Source organism: Candidatus Edwardsbacteria bacterium (genome assembly GCA_031082425.1).
Classification (GTDB): Bacteria; Edwardsbacteria; AC1; order AC1; family EtOH8; genus UBA2226.
The window spans coordinates 1-12,472 of sequence record JAVHLB010000002.1 but is presented as its reverse complement, the minus strand read 5'-3'; the positions used below and the strand labels follow the sequence as shown (position 1 = coordinate 12,472).

General features: G+C 49.0%; 9 protein-coding genes. All 9 read left to right on the top strand.

Features of this window, described 5'->3' with window-relative positions; all coding sequences use genetic code 11:
* Positions 1-27 precede the first annotated feature (27 nt).
* The 9 genes from RDU76_01885 (at position 28) to RDU76_01845 (ending at position 12,446) form a co-directional block, all read left to right on the top strand.
* Positions 28-891 (top strand): cation diffusion facilitator family transporter, encoded by an 864-nt coding sequence (locus RDU76_01885; GenBank protein ID MDQ7797681.1) that lies wholly within the window; start codon positions 28-30, stop codon positions 889-891.
* A 615-nt stretch (positions 892-1,506) separates the two neighbouring features.
* Positions 1,507-2,625, top strand: coding sequence for a ribosome small subunit-dependent GTPase A (rsgA, locus tag RDU76_01880; GenBank protein MDQ7797680.1), 1,119 nt, complete (start codon positions 1,507-1,509; stop codon positions 2,623-2,625).
* Positions 2,626-2,678: 53 nt separating this feature from the next.
* Complete coding sequence (locus RDU76_01875) at positions 2,679-4,466, top strand: ABC transporter ATP-binding protein (GenBank protein MDQ7797679.1); 1,788 nt, start codon at positions 2,679-2,681, stop codon at positions 4,464-4,466.
* A gap of 82 nt (positions 4,467-4,548) precedes the next feature.
* Positions 4,549-6,360, top strand: coding sequence for an ABC transporter ATP-binding protein (locus tag RDU76_01870; protein MDQ7797678.1), 1,812 nt, complete (start codon positions 4,549-4,551; stop codon positions 6,358-6,360).
* A 115-nt stretch (positions 6,361-6,475) separates the two neighbouring features.
* Positions 6,476-8,158, top strand: a complete 1,683-nt coding sequence (locus RDU76_01865) for a hypothetical protein (protein MDQ7797677.1) — start codon at positions 6,476-6,478, stop codon at positions 8,156-8,158.
* Between the two features lie 56 nt (positions 8,159-8,214).
* A complete protein-coding gene (polA, locus tag RDU76_01860) occupies positions 8,215-10,821 on the top strand; it encodes a DNA polymerase I (protein ID MDQ7797676.1) in 2,607 nt (868 codons plus the stop codon).
* Positions 10,822-11,012: 191 nt separating this feature from the next.
* The gene (locus RDU76_01855) at positions 11,013-11,426 is read left to right on the top strand and encodes a hypothetical protein (GenBank protein ID MDQ7797675.1); all 414 of its coding nucleotides are present in this window, start codon (positions 11,013-11,015) and stop codon (positions 11,424-11,426) included.
* Complete coding sequence (locus RDU76_01850) at positions 11,413-12,027, top strand: hypothetical protein (protein ID MDQ7797674.1); 615 nt, start codon at positions 11,413-11,415, stop codon at positions 12,025-12,027. The genes RDU76_01855 and RDU76_01850 overlap by 14 nt, the downstream gene beginning before the upstream one ends.
* Complete coding sequence (locus RDU76_01845; protein MDQ7797673.1) at positions 12,027-12,446, top strand: hypothetical protein; 420 nt, start codon at positions 12,027-12,029, stop codon at positions 12,444-12,446. The genes RDU76_01850 and RDU76_01845 overlap by 1 nt, the downstream gene beginning before the upstream one ends.
* Positions 12,447-12,472 lie beyond the last annotated feature (26 nt).

The following is a 12,472-nucleotide window of genomic DNA, read 5'->3' as shown; positions in this document are numbered from 1 at the left end:
TTTTGTAATATTATTCAAATCAATTTTATGAGCATTACCAAAAAAGGCATGGCCCTGTTCACCCTGGCCGGGGGGCTGGTGATCTTCGGGATGAAGCTGGTGGCGTACTTCCTGTCCGGCTCGGTGGCACTGCTGTCCGACGCCATGGAATCCATAGTCAATATCATCGCCTCGGGCATAATGCTGTACGCCGTCTATCTGGCGGACTCCCCGGCCGACAGGTCCCACAACTATGGACACCAGAAGGTGGAGAACATCTCCAGCCTGATCGAGGGATTTCTGATAATCGTAGCGGCGGTGCTGATAACCGAGAAGGCGGTGGTCCGGCTGCTGCATCCCGTAGATTTGTTCAATGTCAACCTGGCGCTGGTCGTCTCGCTGGCGGCCACCGCCTTGAACGGCCTGCTGTCGTGGATGCTGATAAGAACCGCCCGCCGGTTCAATTCATTAGCCCTGGAAGGGGATTCCAAACATCTGCTTTCCGATGTGCTGTCATCGGTAGCCGTGGTGGCGGGGCTGATAGTGGCCAAGTTCACCGGGTGGGCATTCCTGGATTCGGCTTTGGCGATAGGAGTGGCATTACTATTGGTAAAAATGGGGATAGACCTGATCAAAAGATCATCCACCGGATTGATGGACCAGTCCTGCCCCGAGGAGGAGGCCAGAATAGTAGAAATTCTGAAAAAACATGACGGACTGTTCTTGGATTTTCACGATATCAAGACCCGGCGCAGCGGAAATCAGGTCTTTGGCGAGCTGCATCTGACCGTCAAAGGTGATAAGACGGTGGAGGAGGCCCACAACCTGACCGATCATCTGGAGGAGGATCTGCAGAGCGAGATGCCGGAGGTCTCAATGACCATCCATGTGGAAACCCCGCCCAAGAAATGAAGATTTTTGGTTTTATTAAAAAATTTCTCTTGACAAGATATACTATTTGGTATACAATCCGGTTGTCAACAAAAACCGTTAACCTTTTAGTGCCGAGAGGGCGATAGCAAGAAATGATCCACGATATGCTTAAATATCGCAATTTTGCAGTTCCCGCGACTGATCGTGGGATAGGTGCGCCCATCGGCCATACCGTATGATCTGAATAATTTTACGGGCCATGGGTTCACCAAAACCTGTGGCCTTTTTCTTTTGCCATTTTACGATGGTAAACCATAAAAGCCGCAGGAAAACAATAAAACCTGTGGCTTTTTTATTTGACCTCACCCCTGCCCCTCTCCTAAACATCAGGGGAGGGAAATGTAAGGGCAAGTTCAGCCACGACAACGAAGGGGGGACAGATTATGCTGAAGATATTGGAACAATGTCTTAAAAGCGACCCCGAATTGAGTAAATTGTATGTGATCCAACAGATCATTAATAACAGTTTATCAAATGATTCACGGGTCATCAGCGGCAAAGCGCTGCTGAATTGAAAAATGGATGTTGGCCTTTGAAAACCTATAGAACAGGCCAATGTCCAAAACCCAAACAGCACAATAAGGAAATCATACCATGGACCTGAAAAACATCGGGTGGGATCCTTTTTTTGAGGAACATCTGAAACAAATAAAAAACAAGGCCAAATACGATTATGACTTTTTGGTGGGCCGGGTTTCGGCCGTCCATACCAATTTATGCCAGGTCCTGACCGGGGGCGGCGAGGTCACCGCCCAGGTATCGGGCAAAATGAGGGATAAGATCAACAACGAGACCACCTCTCCGAACGGAGAGACACCGGAGCCGGCCTTTCCGGCGGTGGGCGACTGGGTGATGATGATCCATGACCAGCAGCATAACTCCGGAATTATCAGGATGGTGCTGCCCCGGAAAACAAAGTTCTCGCGGAATGCCGCCGGCGCCACCTCGCAGGAGCAGGTGATAGCTGCCAACATCGACTACGCTTTTATCGTGGCCGCTCTCAATGCCGATTTCAATCCCAGCCGGATCGAGCGGTACCTGGTCACAACCTGGAACAGCGGGGCGGTCCCGGTGATACTGCTCAACAAGTCCGATCTCTGCACCGAAGTTGACGCCAAGATCGTGGAAATGGAAAAGACCGCGGTGGGGGTCTCGGTTCATGCCATCAGCGCGGCTAAAGGGGAGGGATTGGAGCAATTGTCGCCATATCTTCAAAACGGCAGGACCTCGGTATTCATCGGCTCCTCGGGTGCGGGGAAATCCACCATCATCAACCGGCTGCTGGGCCGGGATGTCATCAAGGTGGTGGAGACGTCCGATTACAAGGACAAGGGGCGGCACACCACCACCAGCCGGGAGATGTACCTTCTGGAGGGCGGGGGCATCGTGATAGACACCCCGGGCATGAGGGAGCTGCAGCTTTGGGAGGGTGAACAGGGGCTTTCCGAAACCTTCGATGACATCGAACAGTTGGCTGCCCAATGCCGGTTCAATGATTGCCGCCACCAGGATGAGCCGGATTGCGCCGTAAGGCTGGCTTTGGAAAAAGGGGAGGTTGCCCAGGTCCGATTTAAGAATTTCCTGAAACTGCAACGGGAGCTTAGGTTCCAGGAAGCGCGGCACAATGCCAAGGTTCGGATGGAGCAGTCAAAGAGATGGAAGGCCATCGCCAAGACTAGAAGACATATAAATAAGGATTCAACAACTCTTTGACGCGGCTCGAATCTCAACGAATTAACGCAAATCATAAAAAAAGAGACAAACATATGTGGTTCGACGAAAATTTGGACGATCTTCCCGCCGGGAAGAAAATATACGACCGACAGATGTTAAAACGGATGCTGCCGCTGCTGAAACCCTTCAAAATGAGGATCCTGGGCGGCGGGCTGATACTGGTGGTGTCATCCGGGCTGGGACTATTGCCTCCGCTATTGCTCAAGCGGTCCATAGATGTCAACATCGCCGGTTCGGATTTCAACGGGTTGCTTATAACCGTAGGGCTGTATGTTTTGCTTCAATTGGCCACCTTCGGGGTCAACTACCTGATGCTGGTGGTGCTGGAATCGCTGGGGGTCCGGATAGTTTCAGCCCTGAAGGAGCAATTGTTCGGCCATATGCTGGGCTTGGACATCGCCTATTTCGACCAGCACCCGGTGGGACGGCTGATCGCCCGGGTGGAGAGCGATACCGAGGCCATCCGCCGGCTGTTCACCTCCACCATGTTCACCGTGCTGGGGGCGGTGGTCAGCCTGGCCGGGATGATTTTTATCATGATAAAGGTCAGCCTGCCGCTTTTCCTGGCGATCTCCACCCTGGTCCCGGTGATATTCCTGCTGACCATCCTGTTCCAGAAAAAGGTCCGGCCGCTATTCCTGGTGGTCCGCAAAAAATACGCCGAGATCGTGGCCTATCTTACCGAGATGGTCCAGGGCATGAAAGTGATCCAGGCCTTTTCCCGGGAGAACGCGGTCAAACAAAAGATGGCTCAGCTCAACCGGTCGTATATCAAGACCCTGCTGCCGGCGGATGTGCTGACCATGGGTTTCTTCAGCCTGGTGGGGGTATTCGAAATAATCGGGCTGGCCATCATCCTGACGGTGGGCGGAAACATGGTGGCCCAGGGACTTTTGACCATCGGGGCCATGGTGCTGTTTCTGGGGTATTTAAGGCAATTCTTCATGCCGGTATACGCTTTCTCCGAGCAGGTAGGCATCATGCAGCGGGCCTTTGCCGCCGCCCAGCGGGTCTTTGAGATCATGGATATCGAACCCCAGGTGATCAATGCCGCTTCGGGCGGCAGCTGGGACATTTTTAAGAATTCAATTGAATTCCAAGGCGTTGATTTTTCCTATGTCACCAGGGCCGGGAACGACGAGCCGGACTGGGTGCTGCGCGACATCAATTTTACCATCACCAAGGGTGAGAAGATAGCGCTGGTGGGCGCCACCGGCGGGGGAAAAAGCTCCATCATCAATTTGATGCTGAGGTTCTACGACCCCCAGGCGGGCAGGATATCCATCGACGGGATCGACATCAGGGAAATATCCCTAGACAAACTGCGCCGGCACTTCGGCCTGGTGTTGCAGGATGTGTTCCTGTTTCCGGGAACGGTGCGGGAGAACCTGACCCTGGGAGCGGAGATGACCAAAGAGCAGCTAGACCGGGCGGTAGAGATACTGGGACTGCAGAGGATATTGGACAAGATGCCCAGCGGACTGGACTCGGAACTGGCCGAAAGGGGGGCCAACCTCTCGCAGGGCGAGCGCCAGCTGGTATCCTTCGCCCGGGCCCTGGCCTTCGACCCCCAGATCCTGATCCTGGACGAGGCCACCTCCTCGGTGGACCCCATGTCGGAAAGGCTGATCCAGCAGGGCATAAAACGCCTGTTGGAGGGCAGGACCGCGGTTATCGTGGCCCACCGGCTCTCCACCATACTGGACGCCGATAAGATAATGGTGGTTCACAAGGGGCGGATCGTGGAATCCGGCAGACATTCGGAACTTTTAGAAAAAAATGGTTATTATGCCAAGCTGTACCGGATACAGTTTGCTTGATGATCATTATTAATTATGGATTCCTGCCTGCGCGGGAATGACTCAAAGCATTTATTCAACAATAAAAATGTATTAGGTTTATATGTCAAATAAAAGTGAAAATAAAAAAGACACCGGCAGTTTAAAACTCATCTTCGGATGGCTTTATCGCTACTGGGGATCGCACAAACTAAAGCTTTTGGTGCTGCTGATCATGACCCTGGTCTATACCGCGCTGGCCATCAGCTACCCCATCTTCTTCAAGATGGTGGTGGACGGTCTGGTCAACAAGCTTCCGGCGCATCAGTTGAACCGCTACGTGCTGTATCTGTTGCTGTTGGGGGCCGGGGCGGCCCTGGTCAACTGGATACTGATGTCCACCCGGGGCTGGACCAACATGAATATCGAGGCCGAATTCAGGAACAACATCTTTGCCAACCTCACCCGGCTGGGGCCGTCAACCCTGTCCTCCTACCGGACCGGGGACGTGGTCACCCGGCTGACCGACGACCTGGCGGAGAAACTATCCTGGTTCACCTGCTCCGGACTGTTCCGGGCGGTGCAGGGCCTGGTGCTGTTGAGCTTCATTCTGATAGTGATGTTCCGGATGAACCCCACCCTGGCGGCCTTTTCGCTGCTGCCGGTGCCGGTGGTGGCCGGGCTGTTTCTGTTCAACGAGAGGACCTTTGAGAGACGCTATCATAAATTGCAGGGCGCCATCTCGGCGGTCAATGATTTTCTGGAGGCCTGCTTCTCCGGGATCCGGGTGCTCAAGGTCTATAATCGCCAGGAGCATCAGAGGCAGGGTTTCGCCCGGGCCATGGACCACCGGATAAAGGCCGAGGTAAAAAGCATCCAGTCGGAAGGGCTGTTCAATTCGTCAAATATCCTGATCGATCAGCTGGGGGTTCTGGTGGTTCTGTTGGTGGGCGGATACCTGGTCATCAAGGGGAGCCTGACCCTGGGCAGCTTTGTGGCCTTCAACACCTACAGCCTGATGCTGATCGAACCCCTGTGGAACATCGGGTATTTCTTCGTGACCGCCAAGCGGGGCTCGGTGTCCTATGCCCGGGCCCATGAATTGGAGACAGCATTGGCCGAGGTCAGCGATCCGGCCAGCCCCAGGGAAATATCCTTCAACCGGTCAATTAATTTTATGAAGGTATCGTTCGGCTATGGGAAAAGCGATAAGCTGCAGCTTAAAGATATTAGTTTCAGGGTTGACAAGGGGCAGAAGGTGGCCCTGATGGGAGAGGTGGGCTGCGGCAAGACCACCTTGGTGCACCTGCTGCTCCGCCTGCACGATCCGACTTCCGGTTCGCTGAAGATCGACGGCATTGACCTAAAAGATTTCAGCCTGGCCGGGCTGCGCAGTATCATCGGCTATGCCCCGCAGGAGGCCCTGCTGTTCTCGGACAGCATTCTCAACAACGTCATCTTCCACCGGGAAGAGGTGGATCAGGAACGGGCGGTGGAGGCCGGGCGCATCTCCCAGCTGGAGAAGGAGGTCAAAGGCTTTGCCAAGGGATACGACACCATTATCGGGCAGCGCGGCACCAGCCTCTCCGGCGGCCAGAAACAGCGGGCATCGCTGGCCCGGGCCATCGTGGAGAGGATCGCTCAGGGGCATCCCCAGATATTGATTCTGGACGACATCACCTCGGCTTTGGACGGCACCACCGAGGCCTTGGTCTGGCAAGAGCTCAATGAGAAACTGCCGAAGGTCACCTGTTTCATCATTTCGCATCGGACCTCCACCATCGAGCGGGCCGACAAGATACTGGTCCTCAAAGATGGCCAGATCGTGGAGCAGGGCAGCCACCAAGAGCTGATGGCCAAAGATGGTTATTATGTGACCCTTCGGGAGAAGGAGAAACTCCAAGAGAACGGGAATGGGAATGTAAAAATTAAATAAATGGAAAATATTGCCAGGGCCTCCGGGTATTCCGGAGGCTCTTGTTTTTGCTTGTTTTTTAGAATAGGGTGTGATATCTTAATAACAAAATTAACCTTTGTTGGATAGTGATAACATGAAGAAATATTATTTCAATATTCTTTTAATAGGGTATTGCATATTTAACAGCCATTCTTTTGCTGATATCTTGCCGGTTACAACCCAAATTGGTAATGTGATAATGCCGGCCACTGAAGAAGTGCCGGTAGAAATGGAAAAGGAAATCGTTAATATTAGCGACCACCAAGTTGAGTGCAAATTTTGGATGAAAAACACCTTAAATAAAAATGTCAGAATGCTGGTTGCTTTTCCTGGTGAAATAGGTGGTTACGAACTTATGATTAATGGCAATAAAACCACAGCGTCCACCCATAGAGCCAAATATAAAAAGAAAAACGAATATACTAAATATCAAATATTAGATTCTTTGCCGTTTAACGAATTTAAGACATGGTATGTTGACTGGAAACCAAAGGAAACTGTGCTAATTGAGTTTAATTATACAATAAACGGAATGGCATATCGTCCGGGTATTGTGGAAGTAGAATCGTTGTCTTATGTCGTAAAAACAGGTGCATTATGGAAAGGGCCAATAGGAAAAGCAGATATTTATGTTGACCTTTCAAATGAATATTTTAAAGAAAGATTAAAACATACGAAGTTGGTAGCATCTCCTCAAAACTACGAACTAAAGAATGATACTATATCCTGGCATTTTAAAAATTGGGAACCGACGGAAGACATGTCGGTTAATTTTTGTCGATGGCTTGGTTTGAGTGTTGTGAAAAAATATAACATAGATGTATATATTGACGATGTTCAAAATCAAAAAACCATTCAAAGATATTTCCCTGAAAAAAATACAGATTATCGAGACAGCATAATAAAGGATTATATATGCGGTGATGCAACGTATATTGTAAATTGTCTTCCCGAGTGGGAATATTTAACAGAAAATAAAAAATATCAAATTTATACAGCGAATCATCCGACTTTATCTAAGGGTTATTATTTTGAAGGGACTGAGGTAAGAAGTCTTTGGGTTTATAATTTCAAAACTAATAAGAAGCAAAAAGTAGCTGACCTTGATAGTTTGAAAAATTTATGTGGTTATGTTGTTTCCGAGAAATATGTTTTTATTATTAACAGTTATAAACATCGCCTAATAATCCGAAGATTGGACGCCAAGACTGATAAGATGATAGATTCTATTGTGTTATTTTATCCAAAAATAGAATATTGCAATAAATGCTTTTTTGATAAAGCATGTAACAAGATATATTTGTGTGGTATTGACGTTGTGGAGATTGATTTAAATAATAAAAAGGTGATTTCTTTTAATGAAAAAGGCATAAGAAACCTTGGTTTTATAAATCATGTATCTAATGGTTATATGTATGCAAAAAATCACGATAGATTTCTCAAAATAAATTTAAATACATATGCTGTAGAGAAAACATTGGAATGTATAAGTGATTTTAAGCCCTGGTATGTAAATGAAGATTTTAGGAAATTATTATATATGGAACCACACCTAAGCAGGATTCACGTAATTGATATGAATAGCTTGATCCATGAAGGTTCTTTTTATGTTGAAAAACCAAGACAAATATGGGAAGTGAAAGATTACGGAACAACGGCATATGTTCTATGTTATCGTAAGACAGAGAAAGATTTTCATGCAGTAGCAGTTGTTAATTTAAAAGAGGCAATGAGGCATTTAGAGAAAACAGAATTTTATAAACAATCACATTGGTAGGACATTATTTTGCACATTCCATATTTCTTTCTTAATTTTAAAATCGGTGAATGGTCATGCCTACAGTAATGCTAGTCGACGGCACGGCCCTGGCCTACCGGGCCTATTTTGCCTTCATCCGCAACCCGCTGATAAACTCCAAGGGGGAGAACACCAGCGCCAGCTATGGCTTTGCCACCATCTTGGTCAATCTGCTCAAGAAACATCAGCCGGATTATCTGGGGGTGGCCTTCGACACCAAGGCCCCCACCTTTCGCCACGTAAAGTTCGAGGCCTACAAGGCCCAGCGTCCCGGCATGCCGGACGAGCTGAAAGCGCAGCTGCCGCGCATCAAACAGGTACTGAGGGCCATGGAGATAGCGGTGCTGGAGAACGACGGCTACGAGGCCGACGACGTCCTGGCCGGGCTGGCCAAGCAGGCCGAGGCCAAGAACTGGCCCAGCTATATAGTCACCGGCGACAAGGACCTGCTGCAGATCGTCACTGACAAGATCAAGGTGATCCGCCCCCGGACCGGCAAGAACGAGGAGCAGATCTTCGGGCCGGCCGAGGTCCAACGGGAATACGGGGTGATCCCCGACAAGATCAAGGACATCTTCGCCCTGTCCGGAGATGCGGCGGACAACGTCCCGGGCGTGCCGGGCATCGGACCCAAGACCGCCACCGAGCTGATAATAGAATTCGGGTCGTTCGATAACCTATATCAGAATCTGGACCAGGTCAAGAAGCCCCGCATAAAAAAACTTCTGGAGGATAACCGGGAGCAGGCCGTGATGTCCCGGGAACTGGTGACCCTGCACCTGGATGAACTGCCGCTGGTCTCGCTGTCGGACCTGAGGGTCCATGAGCCGGACCGGGAGAGGGTGTCCCAATTGTTCCGGGAACTGGAGTTTGGTTCGCTGCTGAGGGAGTTCCAGGCCGGGCAGGTGAAAAGCGTGGAGTTCCAGACCGTCAAGGCGGGGACCGACCTGGAGCTGGTGCTGGGCAAGATCAAGAAGACCGGGGAATTATATTTCGAGCCGGAGTTCCGCCAAGATCAAATGTTTCGGGCGGCGGTGATGGTGGACGGCAAGCCGCTGATAGTGGAGAACAAGAACCTGGCCAAGCTCAAGCCGATTTGGGCGAACCACAAGATCACCAAGATCGGCCATGATCTTAAATCTACCATCCGAAAGAGCGACCTGGATATGGGCGGCCCGATGTTCGACACCATGCTGGCATCGTATCTGATAGACCCGTCCTGGAGGCATCACCAGTCCCTGGATTCCCTGGCCGGGGAGCATCTGGGCCTGGCCTTCGAGGCGGCCCAGCCATCCGCCAAGAAGCAGACCGAGCTGGCATTCGAGATCGACGACCAGACCCGCGATCAGCTGTTGGGGCGCAGGCTGGACGCCATAAAATCCCTCAAGGAAAAATTCCAGCGGGAGATGGATGAAAAAAACCTGACCGAGCTGTTCCAAAAGGTGGAGATGCCCCTGCTGGCGGTGCTGGCGGAGATGGAATCGTTCGGGGTCCTGCTGGACCTGAATATTTTCAAAACCATGTCACGCGATCTGGAAAAGCAGATCGGCAAATTGGAGAAGCAGATATATAAAGAGGCGGGCGAAGAGTTCAACATCAATTCTCCCAAGCAACTGGGGGTGATCCTTTTCGAGAAATTGAAGGTGGGCAAGGCCAAAAAGACCAAGACCGGATACTCCACCGACGTTTCGGTGCTGGAATCATTCGCCAACGTCCATCCCCTGCCGCGGCTGATCCTGGATTACCGCCAGCTGTTCAAGTTAAAATCCACCTACGTGGATGCCCTGCCGGCCCTGGTCAGCGAAAGGACCGGCAGGCTGCACACCACTTTCAACCAGGCCCTGACCGAGACCGGACGGCTGTCCTCCTCCGATCCCAACCTCCAGAACATCCCCATGCGGGAGGGGGTGGGCCGGGAGATCCGCAAGGGGTTCATTGCCGAGAAGGGCCATCTGTTGTTATCGGCCGATTATTCCCAGGTGGAACTCCGGCTGGTGGCGCACCTATCCGGGGACCAGCGCCTGCAGCAGGCCTTCAAGTCCCGGCGCGATATTCACACCGAGACGGCCTGCGCCGTGTTCGGCATAGAAAGTAACGAAGTTACTCCGGACATGCGGCGCAAGGCTAAGGCCATCAATTTCGGCATTATCTACGGCATGGGACCATATGGCCTGGCCCAGCAGCTGGGCATCGGAGTGGGCGAGGCGGCCGCCTTCATAGAACAATATTTCCAACAGTTTCCCCAGGTTCAGGCCTGGATAGCCTTGACCACCGCCCAGGCCAAGAAGGACGGCTTTGTCTGCACCATGCTGGGCCGCCGGCGCTACCTACCGGAGATAAACTCCGACAACGGCCAGCGGCGGGCCTTTGCCGAGCGCACCGCGGTCAATACCCCCATCCAGGGGACGGCCGCCGACCTGATCAAACTGGCCATGGTCAACATTCAGGCCATATTTCAAAAGGAAAAGTTGAAAAGCCGGATGATCCTGCAGGTGCATGACGAACTGCTGTTCGAGGTGGAGAAGGGCGAGCTGGCCAGGGTGAAAAAGATAGTCAAGCAGGAGATGGAGAACGCCATCGAGATCTCGGTGCCGGTGGTGGTGGAGATGGGCGAGGGGGAGAACTGGTTCCAGGCGCACTGAGTCGTATATTGGACATGGATAAATACCGATTTGCTAATTCATTATCACGCCGGATAATATGAACGCACTGGAAGAGAAATTAACACAATAAGAAATAAAACGTATCGTAACGTATAAAACCATTGACAAAAGGGTAACGTTGTGTTACATTATGTATAAAGCAATAAATTTTACATATTCGGTAACCTTACATGTATAGCCAATCACGTGAGATTTTAAACGATTTCTTGGCTGCTTGTAAGGCTAAGCGTAATATACGTGTATTTTTGGATGCAAAAAAAGATGCACGTACCTTTTTCAATTTGCAGACAGAAGAAAGTATTTTTAAATTTATTTCAAATGATGGGTTAGAGGAACTAGTTTTACAGGATGTTGAGCCTTGGAAGAACAATCCAAAACCACACATACCGGTTAATGTTTATGCATATGGTTTTAAGACGGGGTTAAAAAGAGGGTATATTGCATTTATGTATATAAAATATGAAAAAAAATGGGCAATTAAATCTTTTAAACCAAATAATAAACAAGATACTTCCTTCGGCGATAAATTAATGAAAGTAGTCGAACAACAAAAACATTTAGAAGAAAAAAATGAAAATATTTAAAAATTCTAACAAATGTTCTGCTTGTGGGTCAAAGAATACAACTGTTAGTTATAATGAAGATACAGCACAAGCAGTTTTTGGTACGATTGTGCCATTTAAAGAAAAAGTAATTAAATGCAATACATGTGAAGCAACTTTTTCGGGCGATAATATTGCCGAAGATTCATACAGCAAAGCTTTAGCGAGATCTAAAAAAGAATCTATTGCGTTAATCTTGGGATCATTTTTAAAGATGGGCTACAGCTTAGCGGCAATGGAACGCGCTTTGGAATTACCACAACGGACCATGTCCCAGTGGAAAGCAGGTAGAGATCTTTCGGCTGCGGGTGTAGCTTTGCTAAGAATAATTAAAACATACCCATGGATTATTGAAGTAGCAGATACAAAATATGATAGTCATACCGCTAATGAGTTATTAGCTAAAAATGCAATAGCAGCGTTGGACGTGGTTGTATTGCGGGATGGATATTACCCAGAATCATTGCATGCAAAGGCCACAATTACTAATTTAAGCATAAAACTTGAATATACAAAAGAGCCTGAGTGTGCCCCCGTTATTAATGCAAGTAGCAGTAATCAAATAAGAGGAGCATTAATCTAATGAAATTAGTTGATTTTATAATTTGTGATGATATCCGTTTTGAAATAGGTGAAAAACATACACTAGTTGGCCTTTATGGTGATATAAATTTTACCCAGAGAAAAGGGCAAAAGCCAGTATTGCCTGCAATGATTAAGTTGGGTATTTTTATAAGATGTATAGTGGATAAAAAAGCAGAAAATCCTGATGCTTTTTTATTAGAGTTATTACATGATACAAAAGGAAAATTAGCACAGGTTGAAGGTGCGTTAGTAATACCTGAAGCAGTAAAATATATAAATCTTGCTTTAGTGAATAATTATGTTATACCAGATGTTGGTAAAATTATTTTTAAGCTACACCTTTTTAAAGAAAAAAAGGAAGTTGATTGTATTGAACCGGTGTACACCTTTGAAGTGAAGATTATTGAAGAAAAATAGTTTATAGCTTATTTTCAAAAAGCCCC

Coding starts and splice junctions, on each gene's coding strand:
- RDU76_01875 (MDQ7797679.1), top strand. CDS start 2,679: ATGTGGTTCGACGAAAATTTGGACGATCTTCCCGCCGGGAAGAAAATA.
- RDU76_01850 (MDQ7797674.1), top strand. CDS start 11,413: ATGAAAATATTTAAAAATTCTAACAAATGTTCTGCTTGTGGGTCAAAG.
- RDU76_01855 (MDQ7797675.1), top strand. CDS start 11,013: ATGTATAGCCAATCACGTGAGATTTTAAACGATTTCTTGGCTGCTTGT.
- RDU76_01870 (MDQ7797678.1), top strand. CDS start 4,549: ATGTCAAATAAAAGTGAAAATAAAAAAGACACCGGCAGTTTAAAACTC.
- RDU76_01885 (MDQ7797681.1), top strand. CDS start 28: ATGAGCATTACCAAAAAAGGCATGGCCCTGTTCACCCTGGCCGGGGGG.
- RDU76_01865 (MDQ7797677.1), top strand. CDS start 6,476: ATGAAGAAATATTATTTCAATATTCTTTTAATAGGGTATTGCATATTT.
- rsgA (MDQ7797680.1), top strand. CDS start 1,507: ATGGACCTGAAAAACATCGGGTGGGATCCTTTTTTTGAGGAACATCTG.
- RDU76_01845 (MDQ7797673.1), top strand. CDS start 12,027: ATGAAATTAGTTGATTTTATAATTTGTGATGATATCCGTTTTGAAATA.
- polA (MDQ7797676.1), top strand. CDS start 8,215: ATGCCTACAGTAATGCTAGTCGACGGCACGGCCCTGGCCTACCGGGCC.